Annotated in this window: 14 protein-coding genes; 7 read left to right on the top strand and 7 right to left on the bottom strand. The window is 61.0% G+C overall.

Annotation, left to right across the window (positions count from 1 at the left end; genetic code table 11):
• Positions 1–90: 90 nt before the first annotated feature.
• From IAE77_RS19665 to IAE77_RS19650, 4 genes are all read right to left on the bottom strand, one after another.
• Positions 91–1,410, bottom strand: coding sequence for a c-type cytochrome (locus tag IAE77_RS19665; protein WP_294230344.1), 1,320 nt, complete (start codon positions 1,408–1,410; stop codon positions 91–93).
• A gap of 60 nt (positions 1,411–1,470) precedes the next feature.
• A complete protein-coding gene (locus IAE77_RS19660; protein WP_294230341.1) occupies positions 1,471–2,793 on the bottom strand; it encodes a DUF1501 domain-containing protein in 1,323 nt (440 codons plus the stop codon).
• Positions 2,794–2,893: 100 nt separating this feature from the next.
• On the bottom strand, positions 2,894–3,526 hold the full coding sequence (locus IAE77_RS19655; RefSeq protein ID WP_294230339.1) for a transposase: 633 nt from the start codon (positions 3,524–3,526) through the stop codon (positions 2,894–2,896).
• A gap of 64 nt (positions 3,527–3,590) precedes the next feature.
• Positions 3,591–7,388, bottom strand: a complete 3,798-nt coding sequence (locus tag IAE77_RS19650; RefSeq protein ID WP_294230336.1) for a PSD1 and planctomycete cytochrome C domain-containing protein — start codon at positions 7,386–7,388, stop codon at positions 3,591–3,593.
• 70 nt (positions 7,389–7,458) lie between these two features.
• On the opposite strand from IAE77_RS19650, the gene IAE77_RS19645 reads away from it, so the two are divergent.
• On the top strand, positions 7,459–8,241 hold the full coding sequence (locus tag IAE77_RS19645; protein ID WP_294230333.1) for an AraC family transcriptional regulator: 783 nt from the start codon (positions 7,459–7,461) through the stop codon (positions 8,239–8,241).
• Positions 8,242–8,324: 83 nt separating this feature from the next.
• Here the strand turns inward: IAE77_RS19645 and IAE77_RS19640 are convergent, their stop codons facing one another.
• Positions 8,325–9,773 (bottom strand): cytochrome c, encoded by a 1,449-nt coding sequence (locus IAE77_RS19640; protein ID WP_294230330.1) that lies wholly within the window; start codon positions 9,771–9,773, stop codon positions 8,325–8,327.
• 186 nt (positions 9,774–9,959) lie between these two features.
• Between IAE77_RS19640 and IAE77_RS19635 the strand changes: the two genes are divergently transcribed.
• From IAE77_RS19635 to IAE77_RS19610, 6 genes are all read left to right on the top strand, one after another.
• Positions 9,960–13,154, top strand: a complete 3,195-nt coding sequence (locus tag IAE77_RS19635) for a PVC-type heme-binding CxxCH protein (RefSeq protein WP_294230327.1) — start codon at positions 9,960–9,962, stop codon at positions 13,152–13,154.
• Between the two features lie 138 nt (positions 13,155–13,292).
• The gene (locus tag IAE77_RS19630; RefSeq protein WP_294230324.1) at positions 13,293–17,495 is read left to right on the top strand and encodes a PVC-type heme-binding CxxCH protein; all 4,203 of its coding nucleotides are present in this window, start codon (positions 13,293–13,295) and stop codon (positions 17,493–17,495) included.
• A 448-nt stretch (positions 17,496–17,943) separates the two neighbouring features.
• Positions 17,944–18,549, top strand: coding sequence for a hypothetical protein (locus IAE77_RS19625; protein WP_294230321.1), 606 nt, complete (start codon positions 17,944–17,946; stop codon positions 18,547–18,549).
• Complete coding sequence (locus IAE77_RS19620; protein WP_294230318.1) at positions 18,546–19,148, top strand: hypothetical protein; 603 nt, start codon at positions 18,546–18,548, stop codon at positions 19,146–19,148. The genes IAE77_RS19625 and IAE77_RS19620 overlap by 4 nt, the downstream gene beginning before the upstream one ends.
• A gap of 179 nt (positions 19,149–19,327) precedes the next feature.
• The gene (locus IAE77_RS19615; RefSeq protein ID WP_294230315.1) at positions 19,328–21,652 is read left to right on the top strand and encodes a hypothetical protein; all 2,325 of its coding nucleotides are present in this window, start codon (positions 19,328–19,330) and stop codon (positions 21,650–21,652) included.
• Between the two features lie 82 nt (positions 21,653–21,734).
• The gene (locus IAE77_RS19610; RefSeq protein ID WP_294230312.1) at positions 21,735–22,844 is read left to right on the top strand and encodes a serine/threonine-protein kinase; all 1,110 of its coding nucleotides are present in this window, start codon (positions 21,735–21,737) and stop codon (positions 22,842–22,844) included.
• A 61-nt stretch (positions 22,845–22,905) separates the two neighbouring features.
• On the opposite strand, the gene IAE77_RS19605 is transcribed toward IAE77_RS19610, so the two are convergent.
• Together IAE77_RS19605 and IAE77_RS19600 are read right to left on the bottom strand one after the other, a co-directional pair.
• The gene (locus IAE77_RS19605; RefSeq protein ID WP_294230309.1) at positions 22,906–24,426 is read right to left on the bottom strand and encodes a prenyltransferase/squalene oxidase repeat-containing protein; all 1,521 of its coding nucleotides are present in this window, start codon (positions 24,424–24,426) and stop codon (positions 22,906–22,908) included.
• A complete protein-coding gene (locus tag IAE77_RS19600) occupies positions 24,423–25,319 on the bottom strand; it encodes a polyprenyl synthetase family protein (protein ID WP_294230307.1) in 897 nt (298 codons plus the stop codon). The genes IAE77_RS19605 and IAE77_RS19600 overlap by 4 nt, the downstream gene beginning before the upstream one ends.
• Between the last annotated feature and the right edge of the window lie 218 nt (positions 25,320–25,537).

Raw genomic sequence — 25,537 nt, 5'->3', positions numbered from 1 at the left:
CTGGCCCGTTGCTGAAAAGGTAATCAGGCCATTCCTGGCCCGTTCAAAGATGTGGGGGCAGGAATGCCCCCGTTACGAGAAAGGAGCCCACTACTTCGCCGCGCTGCCTTTTTCCAGCATCAGCTCGGCGATCTTGCGCAGGCTCGCGTCGCCCAGATGAGCAAAAGGCGGCATCTGCGGCAGCTCAGGCCGTTTTTTGCCGGGAGCCTTCGCCCACGCGACGATGCCATCGGGATTGCCCGCGTAGATTTGCGCGATCTCCGTGAGTGGCGGCCCCACGAGCTTCACATTCGGCGCGTGGCAGGCGGCGCAGTTCATGAAAAGCTGCTCGGCGGTCAATTCGGCCGGTGCGGGCGCGGCGGCGAGGTTTTTGTTAAACTCCGCCAGCGCTGCCGCATAGCGTTCGGTGCGTTCCTTGATCTCCTCCTGATGCGGAGCCAGCGCGGCCTGTCGATACACATGCCGCCCGCTGCCCATGCCGAGCACGACGATGGAGAACAGCATCACGATGAGCCAGTAGCGGCTGCCGATGCGTGCATCGTCGCGTTTCAACTCGCCAAACAGCACCCACACCGTGAGCAAACCCACTGCCGCGCCGCTGAAGATGATCACATACAGTTCCGTCGTGATGCCCGCCGCAGGCAGCGTGAAGAGCAGCAGCGGCCCGAGGACAAACTGCGCCAGCGTCACATACGCGCACACCTTATAAAACAGCCGTCGCAACTCCGGTCGCGTGAAGCCTTCCAGATGCGAGAGATCGGCATTGGCACGTCCAAACCATCCCGCGAGGAACAAACCGGTCATCGCCAGACTCGCCGCCATGAAGTGCAGGTAACGCGGCAGCACATTACCGATGCTCAGGCTGGAGAAAAAGCCCTTCACCTTCTCCCACTCGCTGGGGAAGAGCATGAGGTTCACATTCGCGAGGAAGATCAGCGGGATAAACAGAAACAGCAGCGCCGCGCCGAGGCCGGTGAGCTGATGCAGCGTCTTCTTGCCGCCGCTGGTCCAGGTATCCCAGGTGTATTTGTGCAGGTAGGTGAGCAGGAAGGCCACGATCACCAGCGGCACGATCATGAGCCAGGCATGACCCGTGAGCGCGTTCGCCGCATACCACTGCATTGTGTAGAGCAGGTTGATGCACAGCAGCGGCCCGATGCCCATCACGACCGCGAGGCTTTTGTTCACCGTGATCGTCTGCGCCACCTCATGTGCCAGCGCATCCCAGCGCTTGTTTTTCAGCCCCAGCCACTCCAGCACCACCACGAGCAGCGAACCGCCGACCATGAGGTTCACAAACAGGATGTGAACGAGAAAAAACAGCACCAAGCACACCACCAGCAGCCACTCCGGCACCGGAAGCGGCAATGGCAGATCACGAGGAATGGGCGTGGCAGCGAGGAGGTTCATGCCCGCTCCATCCACCCGGCTCCAGGCGATGAAAATGTGGCGATTTGCCACAGTGGCGATTCAAACCAGCAACTCACTGATCACCCGCCCATGCACATCGGTGAGCCTCTGATCACGGCCGCCGTGGCGGAAGGTGAGGCGTTCGTGGTCGATGCCCATTTGATGCAGCAGCGTGGCGTGGATGTCGTGGATGCTGACGGGGTTGCTGGCGACGGCGTTGCCGAACTCATCGGTCTCGCCAAAGCTCATGCCGCCTTTGAAGCCGCCGCCGGCCATGAAGAGGCTGTAGCCGTTCACGTGGTGATCGCGGCCCGCCGTGTCGCTGATTTTCGGGGTGTGCGGCGTGCGGCCCATCTCGCCGGCCCATAGGACGATGGTTTCATCGAGCAGGCCTCGCTGATCGAGATCGGTGATGAGCGCGGCGACACTTTGATCGGTGATGCGGGCGTTTTTTTCGTGGTTCTGCTTCAGGAGGCCGTGCTGGTCCCAGGGGGAGTTGTTGCCGTCAAAGCTGGGGCAGGTGATCTCGACGAAGCGCACACCGGCTTCGACCAAGCGGCGTGCTCGGAGGGCCTGTGTGGCGTAGAAGCGCTGGTGCTCGTCGGTGGAATCGACACCGTAAAGCTGGCGGATGTGCGCGGGTTCGTTGGCGATGTCGGCGATGGCCGGGACGGCGCTTTGCATGCGGAAAGCGGTCTCGTAGTTCGCGATGGCACCTTCGATGGCTCGTGCATCGGAGGTGATGGCGGCGAACTCGGCGTCTTGTTCGGCCAGCAGGGCGAGTTTGCGGCGCTGGATGGTCGCGGCGTCCTGCGGCGCGATGTTGTCCACGGGCACGCCTTTGGCCCGCACCATCGTGGCCTGATGGCTGGCGGGTAAAAAGGAGCTGCCGAAGTTTTCGAGGCCGCCATTGGGCACCCAGTCGTTGTTGAGCACGACGTAGCCGGGGAGATTGGCGTTCGCCGTTCCAAGTCCATACGACACCCATGCGCCGAGGCTCGGTGCCTGGCCGAGGATGCGCCCGGTGTGCAGCAAAAGGTTCTGCTGACCATGCAAAGGCAGCTCGCCGACCATCGAGCGCACGACACAGAGTTTGTCCGCGACCTGGGCGATGTGCGGGAGCAAATCGCTCACCCACAAACCGCTTTGTCCGCGCTGCCGGAACTCCCACGGACTGCCGAACCACACGCGACCTGCGTTTGATTGCGAGCGCTTCGTCACCGCACTCTCACCGATGGGTTTGCCCTCGTGCTTTTTGAGCATCGGCTTCGGGTCAAAGGTGTCCACATGGCTCGGTCCGCCGTCCATGAAGCAGAAAATGATGTTCTTGGCTCGTGCGCGGTTGTGCAGCGGCATCCCGGCCATCGCGCGGAGAGCGAGCATGCCGAAGCCTGCGGAGGCGGAGGCCAAAACTTGGCGGCGTGAGCAACAAGGAGGGGCGGTTTGCAACCGCCCTGGGCGCTTAAAAAGCGCCCTTCCTTGATTAGAGAATGCTTTGGGCGACAGGAGATTCATAAAGGAGGTATTCCCCGACCCGAAGTCGGGCCTTGGTCGGGTTTTTACGGATGTAGCGGACGCAGTTGTTCAGGTGCGCGGGATCGCGGATCAGGCGATCAAAGTAGTCTTTCATCCAGAGCGGGCCGGTGTCGCCACGATGGCGATTGATCTCGTGGGCGGAATGGCGTTTCCATGTATGAATCATCTCCTCCAGCTTCCACTCGGGGTTCAGTGTGAAGAGCACATGCACATGGTTGGGCATCACCACAAAGCTGATCAAAGCGGCCCGGGTTCCGTCGAAATGCAGAAGTGTATCGAAAACAACTTTGGCGTGCCGGGGATCGCGTAGAAGACAACCGCCATGTCCTTCATCCAGCCACGCATCCATTCGCGTGGAGAAGCGTCGGTGATACTCTGCCTCGATTTGTTCATCCCACGGCTCTGGATGCAACCGAATCCACTGCTCGCGTTCATGGTAGTGCTTATCGAGCCGTTCTTTCGGCAACGAGTCCGCCAATCGCCACGTCACGAAATACGACGCACCTTCCTGCTGCCAATGTGGCAGATGGTTGTGCGTGCGATCAATCTCGCGCCAGGGGTTGAAGAACTTGGGGGACATGGTGATGAACAAGGAGAGGCGGTTTTTAACCGCCTATGGGCGCTTAAAAAGCGCCCCTCCTTGATTAACGATAATAGATGAACTCTTTGGTGTTTAAGATGGCGTGAGCGAGGGCCTGCAGGGCTTCCAAAGACAGGCGCTTTTCAAGAGCCACGGGGCGGTTGGAAACCGCCCTTCCTTGGGGCTGGGCGGTTAAAAACCGCCCCTCCTTGAGCCAGCGTTGCAACTCGGCGTCGCTGGGTTGGCGGGCATAGGCCTGGTGGAACATGAGGCGAATGACTTCTTCTTCGCTGCTTTCGATTTTCACCAACTTCTCCGCCCATGCCTTCGCCATCGCATTCACAAAGGGATCGTTGAGGAGGATGAGGGCTTGCGTCGGCACGTTGGTGACGTCGCGTTTGCCGGTGGGGAGTTTGAGATCGGGGAGGTTGAAGCCGGTCAAAAACTTCGGCGGGTCCATGATGGACATTTGCAGGTAGATGGAGCGGCGACCGTGGCCATCCAGCGGGCCGGTGAAGAGGCGCTTGGCACCGTCCTCGACGGGTCGGAGGGGCAGGATGGGGCGGCCGTAGAGCTGAGGGTCGAGTTGGCCTGACACGGCGAGGAGGGAATCGCGGATGGACTCGGCTTCGAGGCGACGCGTGGGGTAGAAGGTGAGAAGGCGGTTATAGGGATCGACATCCAAGGAGCGGCGGTTTGTAACCGCCGTGGGCGCTTGAAAAGCGCCCTTCCTTGGGCTGTTCCCGGAGCCTTGGCGGAAGGTTTGGCTGAGCACGAGTTTGCGCACGAGTTGCTTCGTGGACCAGCCTTCGCGGATGAACTCGCGGGCGAGCCAGTCGAGCAGCTCGGGGTGCGAGGGTTTGTCGCCGAGGCGGCCGAAGTCATCGGGCGTGGCGACGAGGCCGGTGCCGAAGATCCATTGCCACACGCGGTTCACATAAACACGAGCGGTGAGCGGATGCTCGGGATGCAGCAGCGACTCGGCGAGGGCGAGCCGGTTGGTGATGCCTTCGCCATTCAGCATTTTCAGCGAGGCGGGCTCAATGAGTTCGCCGGTGGTGTCCACGTTGCCACGGACGTTGAGCGGATACTTCACGGGCATCACGTCGCGCTCGTCCATGCTGTTCACCGTGCGCGGGAAGGCGATGCTGGATTCGATGCGTCGATAGTCGGCGATGAGTTGAGCGAGTTGGGAGTCGGACTCGGCTTGGTTAGGCAGCAAAGCGTTCGCGAGCAGCCAATCGAGCACCTCGCGGTCGCCTGGACGCGGTTTGTTTTCGCACCAGCGGCTCACGGCGGCATTGAACCATGCGGCGATGCTTTCCCAAGGCGTGGCAGCCTTGTTGGCATACAAAGTGGCAAACGCATCGAGTTCATCCTGCGGTGTGCCAGCGGCGTCATGCGTGACGATGCCTGTGATGCTGAGCCAACTGCGTTTGTCATAGCCGAAGTCGTCGTTTTTGAGGCCCCTCGCCAAACCAGTGCGTGGTGGGAAATTGGGATTCAGCGAGGACGTGCAAAACTCGATGGTGACCTGCTGTGCTCCGTTTTTCAGTTCGGCGCCGGTGAAGGAGCGCCACTGCGGCGTTGGGTTCGTGTAGAGCGAGATGGTTTCGTTTTGGAAGGCGTGGTCATCGACGACGAGATGACCGGCGAACTCGCCACCAGCGAGGTTGAGGCTCACGAACTTGCCTGGAACGACATGCTGCGGCGGCATGCGCAGGCTTCCGGGCAGTTTCGAGCTCAACGCGTGCGAATGCCATCCACGCGGCAACAAGCCTGCGAGGACGTTTTCGCCTTCGAGGGCGATCAGAGGCGTTCCGTCGTCGGTTTGGCCATTTTCGAAGCCTTCGCCTTCAAAGACCCAACCCAAGGAAGGGCGGTTTGTAACCGCCCAGGCCGCTTGAAAACCACTGTTCCTTGTTTTCGCCACTTCGCGGGCTTTTTGCCATTCGGCGGCCAATTCATTCCAACGAGCCGTTTGAGCCGAATCGTTGGTCGAGGCCACTTCGCGGCCCACGGAGAGGCGAAAGCGGCCCAGCAGATGATCGGTGCCATACGAGTGGTCCAGCGTGATCGTCCAGTCGCCACCATGCGGCAGATCGACGGCCTCGGTGAAGGTGAATCGCGCGGTGTGATCCATGCTCGCTGGTGCGAGGCCGACCGCCCAACCGCGACGACCTGCGGCAGGCTGCAAAAGCGACTCCACCGCGTAACCAGGCTGCGCATAGCTGGCTCGTGCGGTGGCGAGCTTGAGTTGCTTTGCCGCTCCGGTGCTGCCATCGGCAAGGCGAGGCTTCACCTCGATGCGGAGGTCATTGAGCACGAAATTGCCGCGATTCGTGCGACCCGGGCCGCGCTCGGGCAAGCTGGGATGCGTGAGCGCTTCAAGTCGCATCTCGCTGACCGCACCGGGCTCGGTCGTGAAGCTCACCGTGTAGCTGTCTTTGTCCGGCGTGGGGCCCGTGGCGAGGATGGAGTAATCCTTGTCGATGATGAAGGTCGTCTGCTTCGCCGTGGCACGGAGATTCTGCGGTGTGAGCCACAGCGTGTCATTCAGCAGGCGTGCGAGCGGATACGCGATGTCCTGCGGCTTCGCGTTTTCCAAGGAAGGGCGGTTTTTAACCGCCCACTGCTGAAGTTGGGGCGCTTGAAAAGCGCCCTTCCTTGTCCAGAGCGCGGCGAGTTCGTCGCGGATGCTTTGGCGTAGTTGTTTGAGCTGCGTGATGGCGGTGTCGTTTTTGCCCGGTGCATCAACGACGCGCGAGGTCCAGCGCGGCGTGGTGAACATGGCGGCCAGCGCGTAGTAGTCGCGCTGCGAAACGGCTTCGAGCTTGTGATCGTGACAACGCGCACAGGCGACGGTCGTGGCGAGGAAGGCCTTCGAGAAGGCGTCGATCTTGTTGTTCACCATCTCCTGATGAATGCCATTGAACATGAGGCTGCTGCCATGGCGATGCTCGCCAAGGTGATAAAACATCGGCCCGATGAGGCTTTCGTTCGTCTGCGCCTTCGCGTGGATGCGTGGCTTCGGCAGCAAATCACCCGCGAGGTGTTCGCGGAGCAATTGATCGAAGCCGATGTCGTCGTTGAAGGCCCGGATGAGGTAGTCACGGTATTCGTGGGAGCCTTTGGCGGGATTGTCCCATTCGTAGCCGTAGGTGTCCGTGTAGCGCACGACATCCATCCAGTGGCGGGCGAAGTGTTCGCCGAAGTGCGGGCTATTCAGCAGTTCATCAACATAGGACTCATAGCTCGTGTCCGACCTATTGATTGAAGGTGGAAGCCCTGTGAGCACAAAGCTCAAACGACGGCGCAGCACCTCCGGCGAGGCCTGCGGAGTCATTTCGAGTCCGGCGGCCTTTTGAGCAGCTTGGATGAAGCCGTCCACGCTGCCGGTGGTGGCTGGGCGCATCGGTTTGAGGCTCCACCAATCGAGGCGCTTCTGAAACTCCACCTCCCAGGCATCATCGGCAGCGAGCGCGGTCGATTGAGCGGCCACACGCGGATCAGGCGCCCCCTGACGCACCCACTCGGTGAGCAGCGCGATCTCCGATGCAGGCAGCATCTTCTTCGGCGGCATCTTCAGGTCTTTCTCCACATAACTCACCGCCTGGATGAGCAAACTCGCCTCCGGTTTGCCCGGAACGATCGCCGGCCCGCTCTCACCGCCCTTTTCCCAGCCACTCTTCGAGTCGAGCGCGAGACCACCTTTGATCTTCTGCTCATGCGAATGGCACTCAAAGCAGCGCTGTTTGAGCAGCGGCTCGATTTTCGATGAAAACAGATCATCCGCGCCATGGGCTGCCTCACCTGCAAAAAGCAGGAAAGCAGTCGTGGCGATGATGGGAAGGTTGTTCACGTCCAAACCAACGCTGCGAGCCACCTGACCTCTGTGTGGCATTGCCATCAAAAAATGGTAATATCCCGCCATGAACGCCCTCAAGCCGGTCCAACGCCATTTCTTTGCCAGTCTCGCCGATTCGCGGCAGATGCTGGAGGCGCTCGATCAGCTCCCCGGAGCGATGTTCATGATCAAGAACCTCGATTCGCGCTATGTTTTCATGAGCCGGGCGCTGAAGGAGGCCATTCATCTGGCTCCTGACTTCGATGTGGTGGGAAAATCCGACTTTGACCTCTTCCCGCGCATCATCGCCGAAAGCTACCGCCAGAACGACCTGCTCGTCTTTGAGAATAATCAGCCGCTGATCAAGGAAATCCACGCCACGAGCTTCTTTGATCATCCGTCGAGCTGGGCCTGGTCGAGCAAGTATCCGCTGCATGGCCCGAAGGGCAAAGTCATCGGCCTCATCACGATCAACGAGAAATACAACGACGTCGCCGGCCACGATCACGAACTGAACCGCCTGCTCCCGGCCATCGACCATGTGCGGCATCACTTCGCCGGTCGCATCACCATCGCCGACCTCGCGCGGCGCTGCGCCTTCTCGGAGACGCACTTCATGCGTGTCTTCAAGCAGCGCATGAAAATGACGCCGTATGCCTTTGTCGAGCAGGTGCGCATGTTTCACGCCATCGACGCCCTCCGCCGCACGGCAGCCGGCGTGGCGGAGATCGCCATCGACTGCGGCTTCTACGATCCCAGCTCTTTTGTGAAGCGCTTCAAACGCTTCACCGGCTGCACGCCTTTGAACTACAGGCGGCAACAGCAGGACCGCACACGGCCCGCCATGGCGATCCCGGTGGTGAAGTGAGGCGAACAAGGACAAGCACTTTGCAAATCGCCCCTCCATCTGATCGAGTGGCTGAGGAAGACGATGTGGTGATGACTTGAAACTCACTTCATCGCACTCGCCGTCATCGCAGGCTCCTTCGGTTGCGGCGCGATCACGATGCCCTCGGTTTGCACGCCGTGGAGCGTCTCGGGCTTCTCGCGGAGCTGGAGCAGGTAGGCGACGAGTGCCTCGGCCTCCTTGTCATTGCCGGGGAAGGGCGGCATGAAGGTGCGCGTCTGGTGCATGCCTTTGATGAAGAGCGTCATGCCTGCGGGGTCCCACGGTTTGTCCGCGCCATACATGGCGGTGAATTTGTCGAGCACGCTGTTCAGCCCCGTGGTGCTGTGGCAGCGGGAGCAGGTGAGCATGAAGACATCCTTGCCACACTCGACCTTGTTCGCGTCCGTCACCTCGCGGTGTTTCACATACGTCGCGTGTTTGAGGAGGCCCTCGCTTTGCAAAAAGGCCAGCTCGTCTTTGTGGATGCCATTTGAATACATGTATTCGCCGATGACCCAGGGCTTGCGCATGAACTCACGCGCCCGCTCAAAGTGCCCCAGCAGCCAGATGCCCATGAAACTCGGGATCAGCAGCGCCCAGCGCGGCAGCGTGAAGGTATCGCTTAGCCCACCGATGCCGATGACGACAAAGGCGATGATCGTCCAGCCGAGCAGCGACTGAAACTGCCCGTGCCAGCTCATGAACTCCTGCGTCAGCAGCGCCACGGAGCTGTTCGCCTTCATCGTCTCCGGGATGCAGTTCCAATACCACGTCCCGAACAAAAACACGCCCAGCAAGCTCACCAGCACGACGTGTGACATGCGATACACGATCCAGCGACGCAGGCTGCGCGGCTGATCATCGCCCACCGTGGTCTTTTTCGTGAAAAAGAACGCTGCGAACCAAATGAAGACCGCCGCTGTCATCAGCGCGAAGAACGTGCGGAAGCCAAGCTGCGGAGCGTAGAGCGGATTCGTCATCGCGTCGATGAACGCCCGCGTTTGATTCCACTCGCCCGGCTTCATCATGAACCCGAGCACCGCCACGATCAGCGCCATCGTGAGCCACGACATGATGCTCAGCGCCACGCCGATCTTGATGTGCTTTTTCTTCTTCTCCGCCGTGTCCGCCTTCTTCCAGCTCAGGAACCACCAGCAGATGAGCCCCACCTCGCTGATGAAGACCAGCCACTCCGCGAACCAGCCCCAGAAAAACACCCGCAGCAGCGATCCGATCGCAAACGGCGCAAACAGCGACGTCGAAAGCCAGATCCCCACCCCTGTCATCGCCCCCACGGTCGTCGTGACGATGAAAACGATGAAAGTGATGCGATACGCCAGCCGGTCGATGTCCGGCCGGTTGTTCTTATGCGCCCACCACTCCATCCACGTCAGCAGCGGATACGCCCCCACCGCCAGCGGATGATTGATGAGCACATGCAGGCTCGCGATGAGCCCAATGATCAGCCGACCACCCGCGAGGTGATCCATGTAGAAAGAAGGGAAGTCCATGACGCCATGGATTCGTCATCCCCCAGACTTTGGAAATGCGGCAAATCCCCGCAGCAGCGTATCCGGGGCATTCCTGCCCCGTCTTTATCAAACGCGGGCCACGAATGGCCCGAGCACCAAATGCATGTCCGGTTTTGCGACCACGCGCGGGATACAAAGCCCGACCGCCAACGTTCCTTTTCTCCCATGATCCAGCCAACCGCACTGTTCACCGCCCTTGCGCTCGCCCTCGTCATTATGACGCCCGCCTCCGCCCAGACGAAAAAGCCCGGGAAACTCGTCGGCGGCCTGCCGGTCAATGAGAACGACGCGAAGAACCGGCCCAGCGGCAAGGAAGATCCGCCTGAGGACCCGGCGCTGGCGCAATACAGCATGGACGAGAAATCGGCGCCTCTGCCGGAAGCGACCGCCGCCGTGGACACCACGCTGCCGCTTGAGTTGAAGAAGGGCGACCACGTCGTCTTCATCGGCAACACGCTGTTTGATCGCGGAGCGCAGTTTCCGCATTTTGAGGCGATGCTGCTGAAGGGTCATGCAGACAAGTATCTCGTGGTGCGCACGCTGGCGTGGTCGGCGGATGAAGTGGATCTGATGCCGCGCCCGACGAATTTTGGCACGCTGAACCAGCATCTCTTCGCGCAGAAGGCGGACGTGATTTTCGCCGCGTTCGGCTTCAACGAATCCTTCGGCGGCGTGGAGAAGCTGCCAGAATTCAAACAGCGTCTCACGGCAATGCTGCAGGAACTCAAGACGCACGCCTACAACGGCACATCGGGACCGCGCATCGTGCTCGTGTCTCCCATCGCCAACGAGAACGTGACTAACGTCCCCGCGGCGGACTTGAACAACGAACGGCTCGCCGCTTACACCCGGGCGATGGCCGAGGTCGCGGCGGAACAGAAGGTGGGGTTTGCGAACGTGTTTGAGCCGATGCTTCCCGCGATGAAGGGGTTGACCTTCAACGGCGCACACCTCGAAGACGCAGGCTACGCGGTGTTTGGCGATGCCTTGTATCGTGCCACTTTTGACACCAGCGCACCGGAGACGACGCCGGAACTGCGCGCGGCCATCGCGGACAAGAACCGGCAGTTCTTCCGTCGCTACCGTCCGCTGAACGGCTTCTACTACACGGGCGACCGCAACAAGGATTACGGCTACCTCGATTTCCTCCCGGCAATGCACAGCTTTGACGTGATGGTGGCGAATCGCGACCAGCACATCTGGGGTCTCATTAACGGAAAGGACAAGGCGGTCGATGACTCAAACGTGCCGGAGATGCCACCGACGAAGGAGTCACGAGGTGCGAATGAATGGATGACACCTGCGAATGAACTCGCGGCGTTCAAGATCGACCCGCGCTTCGAGGTGAACCTCTTCGCCAGCGAGGAACAGTTCCCCGAGATCGCCAATCCGATCCAGATCCGCTGGGACACCCGCGGGCGCATGTGGGTGAGCACGTCGCAGGCTTATCCGCATCTGTATCCCGGCCAGGAGCCGCATGACCGGCTGATCATTCTTGAAGACACGGACAACGACGGTCGCGCCGACAAATCGACCGTGTGGGCCGACAAGCTGCACATTCCGCTCGCCTTCGAGTTTGGTGATGGCGGCGTGTATGTCTCTGACGAGCCGCACATGATCTTCCTGAAAGACACCGACGGCGACGGCAAGGCGGACTTCCGCCATCAGATGTTCACCGGCTTCGGCACCGAGGACTCGCATCATGCGCTGCATGACTTCGTGTGGACACCGGACGGCGATCTCATCTTCCGCGAGTCCATTTTTCAGCACAGCCAGATCGAGACCGCCTACGGGCCGCAGCGCGCCGACAACTCCACCTGGTTTCGTCTGCGCACGGACACGCAGCGGCTCACGCTTTTCGGCGGATATCCGAACACGAACCCCTGGGGCGTGACCTTCGACGACTGGGGCCATCACATGGCCAGCCATCCGATCTTCGCGAGCGCCTTTCACGCCACCAATGCACCGTATCCCGAGCAGCATCCCGGTGCCGGCAAACTGCCCGCCTACTCCGGCACCTGCGGACAGGAATTCATCGACTTCGATTTCTGGCCGCAAGAACTGCAGGGCGGCTTCCTCAAGGCGCGGTACAAACCCACAAACAACATCGAGATGCATCAGTGGATCGAGATGGACGACCACTATGAGGAGAAGAAACTCGGCGATGTCATCTTCTCCACGAACCTCAGCTTCATCCCCACCGATGTGAAAGCCGGCCCCCGTGGCGATTTCTACATCTGCGACTGGTACAATCCCATCAAAGGCCACGCCCAATACTCGCTGCGCGATCCGCGCCGTCTGCGCACCAGCGGCCGCATCTGGCGCATCGTGCCCAAAGGCGCAAAGCTCGCCGAACTGCCCGTCGTCGCCGGAGCACCGGTGCCTGCGCTGCTGGATCTGCTGAAGAGCCCGCACTACCGCTGGCGCTATCAGGCCAAACGCGAACTGCATGAACGCAATGCCGCCGAGGTCAAAGCCGCGCTTGATGCCTGGGTCGCAAAGCTCGATCCGAAGGACGAACGTTTCCGTCATCATCAAACCGAGGCGATGTGGACCTACCGCACGATCAGTGCGGAGAACAACGCTCTGCTCACCGAGTTGCTGAACTGCGACGAGCACCACGCGCGTGCCGCCGCGACGCAGCAGCTTCGTCACACCGCGCTTCCGGACCGCATCGAGCAGCTCCGCAAACGCGCCGCTGACGACAATGGCATCGTGCGCATGGAGGCCGTCATCGCCGCCAGCTACATTGGAACGAAGGAGGCTCTGGATGCGGTGCTCGGCGTGCTCGACAAGCCCATGGGCGACCATCTCACCTATGCGGTGCAAACTTCGCTCGGCAGCGAGGCGCTGCTGAAGCATTGGAAAGGCGCCGACTATCCGAAGATCACCGCCTTCATGGACGCCTTTGCGAAAAACTACAAACGCGGCCCCTTTGAACGCGCGAAGACCGCCGAGGAAACCGCCTTCGACAAACAGCCCGGCGTGGCCCGCATCACCATCAACTGCGTGCGCGAGCGCATGCTCTACGACAAGACCGAGTTCAGCGTGAAACACAGCCAGCCTGTGAGCCTCGTCTTCAACAACCCCGACGCCACCGCGCACAATCTCGCCATCTGCAAACCCGGTAGCGCCGAGGAGGTCGGCATGGCTGGCAATGAGATGGCGAAGGATCCCGAAGGCATCAAAAAGGACTTCATTCCACCGACGGACAAAATCCTGCACCACACGAAGCTGCTGAATCCCAACAGCACCGAAACTCTGCGCTTCACCGCGCCCGCCGATCCGGGCGACTATCCGTATGTGTGCACCTTCCCCGGGCACTGGGTCATCATGCGCGGCGTGATGCATGTGAAATAGCCGGAGACATCGCTCCGCGACCTCCCTGTTGCGATGGGGCGGTTCGAGTCGGCGAAAATCCATCAAATGCACAATTTTTCTTGTCCGGTTCCGCCTGCTGGTGCGGTATAACCGTTCCCCTTCCGTTTTTTCCCAACCATGAAGCACCTCCTATTCTCACTCGCACTCCTTGCCACGGCCGCCCCGGCCCAGGAGTATCTCGAAATGGCTGCGAACCCCGTCGGCGCGGGCAAAGGGCGCACGATCGTGCTGGTCGCGGGCGACGAGGAATATCGCACGGAGGAGTCCATGCCGATGCTGGCGAAGATTTTGGCGAAGACGCACGGGTTCAACTGCATCGTGCTCTTTCCCACCGATCCACAGGGCGGCTACATCGATCCAAACAACCAGAAGAACATCCGCGGCACCGAAAAGCTTAATGACGCGGACCTGCTCATCATCGGCACTCGCTTCCGCCAGCTTCCAGACGCCGATCTGGCGCACTTCGCGAAGTTTCTGAACGCCGGGAAGCCGGTGATCGGCTTCCGCACTGCGACGCATGCCTTCACTGGCGGCGCAAAGACGGGTGATTTCAAATGGAGCGAGTTCGGACTGAAAATCCTCGGCGAAAAGTGGGTCAGCCATCATGGTGCGCACAAAAAGGAGGGCACGCGCAGTGTCGTGGAGGCCGCGAACTCGAAGAACGAGGTGCTGCGCGGCGTGGGAGAGATCTTTGCACTGAGCGATGTGTATGGCGCACCGGATGTGAAGGCGGACGGCAACACGATCCTCCTGCGTGGCGCGGTGACGGAGTCGCTCGATCCAAAGTCGAAGAACCTGACGGGCGCGAAGAATGAGCCGATGCAGCCCATCGCCTGGCTGCATGATTACACGGCTCCGAACGGGACCACGAAGGGCCGCTCCTTCTGCACGACTATGGGCGCGGCGGTGGATTATCAGGACGAAAACCTGCGCCGTCTCATCGTTAACGCCGCGCATCACCTGCTCGGCCTTCCTGTGCCGGAAAAAGCGGAGGTGGCCTTCATCGATCCGTTCAACCCGACGTTCTACGGCTTCATCAAGGACGCAGGTTACTTCAAGCAGCGCAATCTGAAGCCGGGTGACTTCGCTACCGGCAGCAGCCCGTCGATGGGGCTTCCTGAGGACGCTTCAAAGCAGACGGCTGCCAAAAAGGGCGACGCGAAGAAGGCCGAGAAGAAGAAGGAAGAACAACCTGCCGGTGCGCCGCATCAACCGGCTGTCGAGCCCCCCACCGCGACCACCGCACGCAGTCAAAACGTCGCCCCCCCGGAGAAGGGCGAGCACATCGTGCTCATTGGCAACGGTCTTGCCGAGCGCGACACATGGTACAGCCGCATCGAGACGGAGCTGCAGCTTCGCTATCCCGACCGCGACCTGTTCTTCCGCAACATGGGTCATGTGGGCGACACGCCGGGTTTCCGTCCGCATCCCTCTCGATCCTCGCAGTGGGCCTTCCCGGGCGCGGAGAAGTTTCATCCCGACAAGACGATCCACAACGGCCAGGGCTTCTACGCCACGCCGGACCAGTGGCTCACGCATCTGAAGGCGGACACGATCGTCGGTTTCTTCGGCTACAACGAGTCTTTCGACGGCCCGAGCAAGGTGGACAATTTCGAGGCGGAACTCGACGCGTGGGTCGTGCACACGCTGAGCAAGGCCTACAACGGCAAGACCGCGCCGCGCGTTGTGCTCGCCTCGCCCATCGCCTATGAAAATCAGAGCGCGAAACGCGATCTGCCGAAGGGTGATGTTGAGAATTCGAACCTGCTGCTCTATGCCGCCGCGATCGAGAAGGTCGCGAAGAAGCACAAACTGACCTACATCGATCTGTATTCGCCCACGCAGGCGGTTTACTCGAAGGGCGGCGAGTTCTTCACCACTGGCGGTTTCGTGCCGACGGACAAGGGCTACGAGCAGGTCGCCGAATGGCTCGCCACGGGCCTCTACGGTCATCAGAGCCGTGAATCGAAGGCTGATCCGGCCCTGGTCCACGCCGCGGTGAAGGAGAAGGACTGGATGTGGAACAATGACTACAACATTCTCAATGGCGTGCACGCGCACGGACGCCGCTACAATCCGTATGGCCCGCAGAATTATCCGGATGAAGTGCGGAAGACGCGTGAGATGACCGCTTTGCGCGATGATTTGATCCACAAGGTCACCGCTGGCAAAACAACCGACCTCAAGGTCGATGACAGCAAGACCCACGCGCTTCCCGCCGTGCCGACAAACTACGTGCCGAGCGTCAAAAACGGCAGCGAGAAGTATCTGTATGGCGAAGAGGCCGAGAAGTCCCTGACCGTGCCGGAAGGCTACAAGGTGCAGCTTTTTGCCAGCGAGAAGGAGTTCCCGAACCTGGCGAACCCGATGCAGATGAGCTTCGACAACAAAGGCCGCCTGTGGGTCGCCACGATGCCTGCGTATCCCCATTTCAAACCCGGCGATTCAAAGCCGGATGACAAGATCCTCATCTACGAGGACAGCAATGGCGACGGCAAGGCCGACAAGGAAACTGTCTTCGCCGACAAGCTGCATCTGCCGATCGGATTCGAGCTCGAACCTGAAGGCGTCTATGTCTCGCAGGAGCCGAATCTCGTGCTCCTTCGCGACACAAACGGCGACGACAAGGCCGACAGCACGGAGATCATCCTCGGCGGTTTCGACACGCACGACACTCATCATGCCGTCAGCGCCTACACCGCCGATCCGAGCGGGGCATTCATGATGTGCGAGGGCGTGTTCCTTCACTCGAACATCGAAACGCCCTACGGCCCCGTGCGCTGCGTTGATGGCGGCTTCTATCGCTACAGCCCGCAGCGCGGCCAGCTCGAGCGCACGATCCAGATGAGCATTCCAAATCCGTGGGGCTTCGTGTTTGATCAGTGGGGCCAGGATTTCCTCCTCCACACCTCCGGCACCACGATGAACTGGGCGCTTCCCGTCGGAGTGAAGCCAGCCTTCGGCAGCAAGACGCCCTCCGCCGCCGATCTCGTGCCGAAAGATCACAAGGTGCGTCCGACGAGCGGTCTCGAGATCGTTTCGTCACGCCACTTCCCCGACGAAGTGCAGGGCGACCTCATCTACTGCAACGCCATCGGCTTCCTCGGTATCAAGCAGGTGAAAATCCAGGACGACGGCACCGGCTGGAAGACTGATCACCGTCACGACCTGCTCGTCAGCAAGGACGGCAACTTCCGCCCCGTCGATCTCGAATTCGCACCCGACGGCAGCCTCTACGTCATCGACTGGCACAACGTGCTCATCGGCCACATGCAGCACAACGCACGCGATCCGCTGCGCGATCATGTGCACGGCCGCATCTACCGCATCACCTATCCGTCGCGCCCGCTCGTGAAGCCTGTGCCCGTCGCCGGAGCCTCGCTCGATCAACTCTTTGAAAACCTCAAAGAGCCCGAGCTGCGTGTGCGCTATCGCACGCGTCGCGAACTGCGCGCACATCCGGCCAGCGAAGTTGTCGCTGCGGCAAAAGCCTGGGCCGCGAAGCAGAACGACACACACGCGAAGCTCGAAGCCCTCTGGGTCACCTGGGGTGCCAATGCCGTTGATGAAAGCCTGCTGCGCGAGATGCTCGCCTCCAGCGACTTCCACGCCCGCGCCGCCGCCGTGCGCGTGCTGCGCTACAACACGCACCGCATCGCCGATCACGTCGCCTTGCTCGAAAAGGCCGCGCAGGACGAACACGGCCGCGTGCGCCTCGAAGCCATCGTGGCCGCGAGCTGGCTGCCGAACATTCCTGCTGCGAAAAACATCGTCGCCATCGCCTCGAAGCTCCCGCTTGATGATTGGAGCAAGGCAGCCGCCCAAACGGCCGCAGATCGCCTGAACGGTGTCGTCGAAGTGGTGAAACCCGAATACAAGGCGGTGCCGGCGCCTGCGCATCTCAGCGATGCCGCGAAGGCCCAGTTCACCGCCGGCCAGGAAGTGTATTTCCGCGAAGGGCACTGCGTGACGTGCCATCAGCCGAACGGCGCCGGTCTCGACCCCGCCTTCCCGAGCATCGTGAACAGCCCGTGGGTCACCAGCGACAAGCAACGCCTCATCAAGATCGCGATGTACGGACTGATGGGCCCCATCAAGGTCGGCGGCAAGGAATACAACGGCCAGGTCCCCATGACCCCGTTCGCCGGCATGCTCAAAGACGAGGAAATCGCCAACGTCCTCACCTTCGTCCGCAACCACTTCGGCAACAAAGCCGATCCCATCAGCCCCGCCGAGGTGAAAGCCATCCGCGACGCCAACCCCGGCCGCATGATGCTCTACACCACCGACCAGCTCCTCAAGGAGCATCCGCTGAAGTAACCGGGGCATGCCCGCCTCTGCCGTGGTCCAGGAATTGCCTCTGCACGTTCTCTTCTCGAAAGCGGAGAGCGTAGGGCGAGGAGTTTCTTCTCTCGACGCTCTCCTGAGAGCTTTTTGTCGCCTCGCCGCCCCTCGTCGGACGGGCAGCAGGTGATTTATAGCCGTTTTGATCCGCTGCGCCCCATTCAAACCGACTTGGGCCAGCGTATCGATGGCGGCTGTGATCGAGATCAACGACACCCAAGAATCCGGCTACGCCACTGGGCCGAAGCTGGGATGAGGCAGTCAGCTACCAGGCCGGGGTTAAAAGCCTGTGTGGAGGGGGCAATGCTCCATCAGCGGCGTGTCATTCAATCACACTTGCCGTCCTGGAGTGCTCCAGCCCTTGGAGCACACTTTGGCTCCTCATGCTTGCAGCACCCTGGTCTCTGAATTAGGCAGCAATCGAATGAAGGACAAACAACAGCAGTTTGAACTTGGATGCGACCCTGCAAAGCCACGGACTGTTAAGAATGCACTAGTCGTCACCGCGCGTGCGGGCGAGGTGCTCAGTCCTGCGCAGGTGCAGTTCAACAAGCTGATGAAACAGCTCGAAAACACGCGGGTGAAGCATCAGCGGGAGCAAGAGCTGCTGTATGAACTGGTTGTCACCTGCTCGAAGGAGCTGATGCCGCTGGTGGATGAGATTCACCGGGTGAATTTCCAGATGGTGACGCTCGCGGTCGATGCCTTCAAAACGATGAAGCTCACCGCCCGGCGCCGCGAGGCGCTGGTGGACCTTCTCTGCGGGAAAGCGCATGAAGTCGTCACGGATTCCACCGGCCTCACCGACGAGCAGGTGCAGCAGATGAGCGCGGTGATCAAGGAGCTGGAAGAACCCGTCACCGCAGAAGGGATGAAGGCCCGGATCGACGAGGAGTTCGATTACATGCGCAGCATGATGGAGGGCATCGCCCATCGGGCAGGGGTGAGGCTGGCCTCAGCGATCTCGACATCCACGGTGATCCCGCCGAGCTGGAGCGGAAAATGCAGGAGCGCTTTGAGGCCACGATGAACGAAGTCCGGCAGCCTTCATCATCTCAAAGTGGCGGCCGAAAGCCCACCAAGGCCCAGCTTGAGAAAGAGAAGAAGCAACAGGAGGCCGAGGAGGCGAAAAAGCGGGATTTGAAGTCGCTCTACAAGCAGCTCGCCAAGGTGCTTCATCCCGATTTGGAGACCGACCCGGTGCGGAAACTTCAGAAGGAGGAGTGGATGAAGAGACTGACCACCGCCCATGCCTCCGGCGATCTGCGTGAGCTGCTGAGCATCGAGATGGAATGGCTCGGCGTGGAGGCATCGAACCTCGCCAGTGCCACGGATGAAAAGCTGAAGGTCTATTGCACCGTGCTGAAGGAGCAGATCGCCGAGATCAAAATGCAGATGCGGTTCCTCATGGATCAGCCCCAGTATGCGGTGCTCCACCGCTTTGCGAACGGCCTCATGGGATACGTCCCGAATCCTGCTTACATCAAAGCTGACCTGCGCGATGAGCTCAGCCGGCACCAGGGAATGCTCTCCGTGCTCCAAAATGGCGGCGCAGAGAGAGCCAAAATGATCAACCGCTGGGCGGATGATCATTCCCGCACCATGCGTGAGGATGCATTTTCGTTTTGATCTGCTGAAATTCAGCCGCCCGGTCCGCTTCCGGTGAATCCAGAGGCCTGGAGCACTCCAAAACGCTGGCGCGACATTCGTTCACCCATTTCCTCAGATGGCTCTTTATCAGCCGCTTGCTGATGTTTCGGATGACATGATGCCCGCATCATCGGCGTTACTTCCGACCCAACCGCCGTATGAAACGTCTCGCTCTCTTCCTCCTCGCCGCTCTCACTTTGCATGCGCAGCAGCGCGTGGAGGTGTCGCGGGATTTGTGGATCTCCGCCTACTCGAAGGAGGTGGAGGGGAACAATGGTGGATCGCATCGGCTGAAACTGAAGGGCATCCAGGAGTTCTTCCTCATCGACTTTGATCCGGTGCCGCTGCGCGGGAAGAAGATCGTCAAAGCGCAACTGCATGTGCACCTCGCGTCGCCGGAGGCACCGCTCCGGCGCACGACGGTCTCCACGATCTCGCAAGACTGGGTGGAAGGCACCGGCAGCAGCTACGCGAAGACACCGGGCGCGAGTTCCTTCGTGTGGGCCAAGACCGGTGAGCTGCGCTGGGGCAACAACGAGCCGGACATCACCTGCGTCGTCTGCGGGGAAGGCGGATCGCTGTGGGGCTTTGGCGAGGCCTCCGCGCCGGATGCGGAGGGCTGGCAGATCATTCCCATCGCGCCCGAAGTGGCCCAGGCACGGCTTGAGGGCTGGTCACACGGCTTTTACGTCATCGATGACATCGGCAGCGAATACACGCGCGATGGCAACGCGGTGAAGTTCACGAATTTCGTGAATCGCTACGTGTCGAGCCGCGAGGACAAACGCATTCACAAGCCCTACTTTACTCTCTGGCTCGAAGATGGTGCGGTGGAGGCACCGAAAGCCGTCAATCAGGTCAATCCGGTCGCCGCAGGCACTTTGCCGCCTGTTCCGGCCATTTCGGCCGTGAAGCCGAATTTGCCCTCGAAAGACGTTTTCGGCCGCGAACTGGCCTCGACGCACTTTTTTGCCGCGAAGGGCGAAACGATCGGTTTTTCGGTCGCGGGCAAGCCGCTCGTCAAAGCGCCTGATTTGGGCGTGAAGCTCTACTCGATGCCGAAGGTTGGAGGAATGCATGATCCGCTCGTGCCGGGCGATGATTCCAAAAGCGAAGACACCTTCATCGAGCTGCACGTGCCGAAAGACGCAACCGCAGGCAAGCACGGTGGCACGGTGACGGTGAATGGCACCGTGATGCCGTTCACGATCACGGTTTGGAACTTCACGCTGCCGGATCGCCTGTCGTTCCTGCCGCAGATGAACGCCTACGGCCTGCCGGGGCATGCGCGTGACTACTACCGGCTCGCGCATGAGCATCGCGTGGTATTGAATCAGCTCCCGTATGGCTGGACGGGCAAGGTGGACGAGCCCGCGCCGAAGCTCGGCGGCGATGGGAAGTGGGACTGGACGAAGTTCGATGCCGAGTTCGGTCCGCTGCTCGATGGCAGCGCCTTCGCCGATCTGCCGCGCGGCGCGGTGCCGGTGGACGCGTATTACCTGCTGCTGAATGAGAACTGGCCGATGAAGCACGACGAGCACTTCAAAGGCGGCTACTGGATCGAGAGCGCGTTTGATGAGGCCTACTGGACGCAATTCCGCGACATGGCGGCGGAGATCGCGAAGCACCTCGAAGCGAAGGGCTGGACTGAGCCGATGTTTGAGTTCTACCTCAACAACAAGGTGTACTTCAAAAAGGACGACTGGCGGAAGTGCACCGCAGCCTGGATTTTCGATGAACCGGTGCACACGCAGGACTTCTGGGCCATCCGCCACTACGGCCGCGAGTTCTGGAACGCCGTCGCGCCTTATCCGAAGGTCAATCTGACCTATCGCGCCGACATTTCCCGCCCGCAGTGGCAGCGCGAACTGCTCGATCACTGCGTGAACGTCGAAGTCGTCAGCGGCGTGCTGCGCGACTACTGGCCGCGCATTCAGCGTCGCGCCAAAGCCTGCGGCAATCTCTACTACATGTATGGCAGCGCGAACGCCATCGGCACGCCGAACGTCACGAACGCCGCGTGGTGTGTCGAGGCCTGGTCGCTCGGCGCGGATGGCGTGGTGCCATGGAACACCATCGGCAAAGACGATGCCTGGCAAACACCCGACGAACTCTCCGTGCTCTACCCGACCGCGAACGGCCCCGTGCCCAGCCTGCGCCTGAAGACCTTCCGCGCTGGTCAGCAGCTCGTCGAGTATCTCACCCAATACTGCGTCGTCAGCGGCGAAAGCCGCGAAGCCGTCATGGCCGCCGTGCGTGCCACGCCCGGCCTCAGCGCCACCTTGGTGAAGAAGAACGAAGAGGACGCCGGCAAGTCACAGTTCGGCAAAGACACGCAGCCTGCGTTTGAGGCACTGCGGATGCGTCTTGGTGCCTACCTCGATACCAAAGCACCTGCGCCGAAGGATCGCTGGCATGATCCGCGTCCCACGCGGCCGGATTTGAAGAAGGCGAGGGAGATTGTGCCGCTGGCGGTGCCTTGACGCGACTCATGGCGCGAGTTGGATTGATGATCTGATTTTTCTCGCCCGGCTTCTGCGTTTCGGTAAAGTCCGCCCCATTTGAATGTCCCAGGAAGCCCCCTCCCCACACCATCCGCCTTTCGCCGTTCCGAGCGTCGGGGAGATGGCCGAGTATCTGCCGCAGTACGAGTTTGAAAAGCTGGCGGCGTTTGGCGGCATGGGCGCTGTTTACAAGGCGAAACAGGCCAGCCTGGACCGGCCGGTGGCCATCAAGATCCTGCCGCCCGAGTTTGGCTCGGAGAAGGAGTTCGCCGAGCGGTTCAAGGCCGAGGCACGTGCGATGGCCAAGCTGAACCACACGCACATCGTCGCCGTGTACGACTTCGGGATCACCAAAGGCGGGCATTTGTACCTCGTCATGGAATGGGTGGAAGGCCCCACACTGCATGACATGATCCACAAAAGCAGCCTGCCCGTGCGGAAGGCGGCACTGCTGGCGATGCAGCTCTGCGAGGCGCTGTCCTACGCCCACACGCACCAGATCCTGCATCGGGACATCAAGCCGGGGAACATCATGGTCACCCAGGACGACCAGGTGAAGGTGACGGACTTCGGCCTCGCCCGGCCGATCACCGGCGAAGCGGAGGAGAATCCGTACGGCACGCCGGATTACGCCGCGCCGGAGATCCTGGGGAAAGGTGCCGTGGACCAACGCGTGGACATCTTTGCCGCTGGCGTGGTGCTTTATGAGATGCTGACCGGACGTGTGCCGCAGACTCCCCGCCGCACCGTGACGGAATATGCGCCGGTTTCAGCCCGATGGGACGAGGTGATCGAAAAAGCCGTGCATCCTGACCCTGCGAAGCGGTTCCAGGACGCACGTGACTTCCGCGCCAGCATCGCCTCGGTGGTGGCACAGGCGCAGGCCGCCGTTCCCGTGGCCGTGGTGGTGGATGACGATGACGTGCCGAAAGCCAAGGCCGCGCTGAAGCCGCTGCACTTCGGGCTGATCGCCGCCGCGGTCGTCGTCATCGGCATCGTCCTCGGAGCGATGTTCCGCGGCGAGGAGGAGAAGCCCAGGAAGCAGAAGAAGCCTGCCAGCGCACAGCAGCCAAAGCAGCCTGACGACAAAAAAGCGGACCAGACGGAACCAGCGTCACGCAAAAAAGAGAAGAAGCAGGGGCAATTTTTTCATAGGCTGCCGGAATTATAGCGAACTGTGAGGCAGACCAAAATGATTGGTCACTCGCGGGCCGTGGTTTTAATTAAATGCTCTACCAATCCGTGTGGTTTTGGCGCTCGGCCAGTTCCGCCAGCAGGCTGCACAGCACAAACGCCCGGTCGATTTGTCGGGGGTTGTACTCGTATTTCGTCAGCCACAGCTTGTCGAGGAACGGCCGTCCCGGCTGGTACCGTTCTTGCAAATAGGCAAAGCCGCGCTGGCGGCTTTGGGCGATGGCTTCCTCTGTGTGGCCAGCGCGGCTGGCCGCTTGCAGCGCCAGCAGGGCATAGGCCGTTTCCACCGGGGTGGGGGCCGCCTCACCCCAGCTGCCATCTTCGTTTTGGTGGCGCAAAAAGGCGGCCAGGGCTTTTTGTGCCGCGTCTGCCGCGCCCTGCTGGAGCGCCGCTAAAAAGCAGTGCAGGGTGGTGTACAGCCAGGAGCACTGCCACTTGTCGCCGGGCCAACGGCCGTTGGCTTCCTGCTGCGCCAGCATTGCCTGAAATGGACCAGGGGCCGTCTGGCCAAACAGGCCCAGTGTGTGCACTGCCCGCGCCGTGATGGAAACGGAAGATTGCAGTTCGCGGTGCCAGGCAAAAAAGTAGCGGTCGGCTTCAAAATGGCGCAAAACGGTTGTGTCGCCCGCCCGCCCCCACGTTTTCAGCACCGCCAGGGCGGCGGCCGTGTCGTCACCATCGGGCATGATGTGGTCGCTGGCGCCCAGGCCGTGCGGACCGATGGCCTGCGCCAGGGCGTCGATGATGGGCGAGACGTGGGGGGTGAAACGGCCGTCGCTGAGCAAATTGGCAACCATCATGGCCCACAGCACAAACGACTGCTCAAAACGGTGGGTGGGATAGGCCGCCGCCACCACGTCGGGAATGCCGATTTGGGTGACGGCGCTGGCTCCGCGCAGGTACGCCTCAACCTGTGCCCGCTTGTCGGCCAGCGCCGGGTCGTGTTGGGCCAAAGCCAGCCAGCGGGCCGATGCCGCCGGGGAATGCCCCACGCCGCCCGAGCTGTCCACGTACTCCGGCTTTGGCTCGGTGCCAAACGCTTCCCAGGAAAAGATCGCCTGCGTCTTCTCAATCTGCGGAATCATCTGCACCAGCAGCCTGCGCCGTTCCCCCTTCTCAATCATCTTTTGGTACGGTGTGTGGCTGATCGTGAGTCCGGCTTTGGCCGCGGCAGCCAGCAGCATGGGGATGATGAGCTCCGCCCCGTTGGAGGGCGTCGTCATGAAGTACCCCTGGGCGGCCAGCTGGTGCAGGTAAGCCAGGCCCGCCGCTGCGGCCTGCCGGGTGTGGTCCGATTGGCCAAATTGGTGCAGGGCGAGAACGGCCGTTAATGTCACCACCTGGCGCAAATCTGGCAAATGAACCAGCCCCCAACCGCCGTCGGCTTTTTGCTGGCCAATAATCCAATCGAGCGCGGCGGGCGTGGTGGCCGTTGGCCCCAGGCATAGGATGACCTGGGATGTTTCATACACCGAGGCGCTTACCGAGCCAGGTTCCCGGGCAATGGCGTGCAGCGTATCGCGCAAATCGTCAACGAGATGGGTTTCCAGGTCGTTCAATTGAGCACTCCGTATTGTTGGCACAGGCTGGTGAGGAACCAGGCGCGTGGGCCAAAGCAGGCCACGCTCTGCTCGGCCTTGTGCAAATGGTGTTTAAGGCGCGTTTGTGAGGCAGCCAGCCCCGCCAGCTTGAGGTGGGTCTGTTTGTGGGCATCTTGCCGGGGATTTTTGCCCAGCTCTGGCAGCTCACCGGTTTCATCCAAAATGTCGTCGCGAATCTGGTAGGCAATGCCCAGGTGACGGCCGTAGGTGACCAGGGCTTTGGCTTCTTGCGGGCTCGCCTGGCAAAGCTGGCCGGTGAGGACGGCCGTTAATGCCAGCAGCGCTCCGGTTTTTTTGTAGTACATCTCCTCCATTTCCTGTTTGGAGAAGCGGCAGCGGGCTTCGGCCAGATCGTCCATCTGGCCGCCGATGACGCCGTGCAGCCCGGTGAGCTGCACCAGGGCGGCGCTGATTTGGGCGATTTGCTGCGGGGAACGGCCGTTATCCACGCTGTTCTGCACGATGAGATGGTACGCCTGAAACGCCAGCAGGTGCGACAGCAAAATGACGTTCGCCTCGCCGTACACCAGATGGGCCGTGGGCTGGCCGCGCCGCACCGTGGCGTTGTCCATCGACGGCAAATCATCCAAAATGAGCGACACGGAATGCAGCACTTCGATGGCGCAAGCTGCCTTCAGGACTGATTGGTTGGGTTTGCCCAACAGCTCCGCCATTTTGAGCATCAGAATGGGGCGCAGCCGTTTGCCGCCGCTGAGGACACAATCGTAAATGGGCTGGCGGAAGGGCGAATTGGGTGGGAGAACGGCCGTGAGGTTCTCCTCTAACGCCGCTTCGACTTGCTGGCGGCAGTTGGCCAGTTCCGCTTGAAACTGGTGAAATGTATGATTCATTTTTCCCCCTCACTTGCGCAGAAAACTGCCAGGCGCACGCGGTTTGCACACAACAACTTCTTGCCAGGCGTTATCTTAGGGGATCAAACCTGCAAAAAGCTGCAATGAAGCTGGTAGAGAGCCACAAAAATAGTGGGGTACCGCATTGGCTGCGTGAGATTGACCCCCACCCTAACCCTCCCCCTGGGAGGGGGAGGGAATCTGGCTCCCTCTCCCTA

Source organism: Prosthecobacter sp. (genome assembly GCF_014879935.1).
GTDB lineage: Bacteria > Verrucomicrobiota > Verrucomicrobiia > Verrucomicrobiales > Verrucomicrobiaceae > Prosthecobacter.
Note: the sequence above shows the minus strand (reverse complement) of the source record. Positions and strands in the feature narration are given on the sequence as shown.

What these genes read in the sequence shown, in the direction of transcription:
- IAE77_RS19665 (WP_294230344.1), bottom strand. Translation starts at nt 1,410, where the DNA reads ATGAACCTCCTCGCTGCCACGCCCATTCCTCGTGATCTGCCATTGCCG.
- IAE77_RS19660 (WP_294230341.1), bottom strand. Translation starts at nt 2,793, where the DNA reads ATGCTCGCTCTCCGCGCGATGGCCGGGATGCCGCTGCACAACCGCGCA.
- IAE77_RS19655 (WP_294230339.1), bottom strand. Translation starts at nt 3,526, where the DNA reads ATGTCCCCCAAGTTCTTCAACCCCTGGCGCGAGATTGATCGCACGCAC.
- IAE77_RS19645 (WP_294230333.1), top strand. Translation starts at nt 7,459, where the DNA reads ATGAACGCCCTCAAGCCGGTCCAACGCCATTTCTTTGCCAGTCTCGCC.
- IAE77_RS19640 (WP_294230330.1), bottom strand. Translation starts at nt 9,773, where the DNA reads ATGGACTTCCCTTCTTTCTACATGGATCACCTCGCGGGTGGTCGGCTG.
- IAE77_RS19635 (WP_294230327.1), top strand. Translation starts at nt 9,960, where the DNA reads ATGATCCAGCCAACCGCACTGTTCACCGCCCTTGCGCTCGCCCTCGTC.
- IAE77_RS19630 (WP_294230324.1), top strand. Translation starts at nt 13,293, where the DNA reads ATGAAGCACCTCCTATTCTCACTCGCACTCCTTGCCACGGCCGCCCCG.
- IAE77_RS19625 (WP_294230321.1), top strand. Translation starts at nt 17,944, where the DNA reads ATGAAGGACAAACAACAGCAGTTTGAACTTGGATGCGACCCTGCAAAG.
- IAE77_RS19620 (WP_294230318.1), top strand. Translation starts at nt 18,546, where the DNA reads ATGAACGAAGTCCGGCAGCCTTCATCATCTCAAAGTGGCGGCCGAAAG.
- IAE77_RS19615 (WP_294230315.1), top strand. Translation starts at nt 19,328, where the DNA reads ATGAAACGTCTCGCTCTCTTCCTCCTCGCCGCTCTCACTTTGCATGCG.
- IAE77_RS19610 (WP_294230312.1), top strand. Translation starts at nt 21,735, where the DNA reads ATGTCCCAGGAAGCCCCCTCCCCACACCATCCGCCTTTCGCCGTTCCG.
- IAE77_RS19600 (WP_294230307.1), bottom strand. Translation starts at nt 25,319, where the DNA reads ATGAATCATACATTTCACCAGTTTCAAGCGGAACTGGCCAACTGCCGC.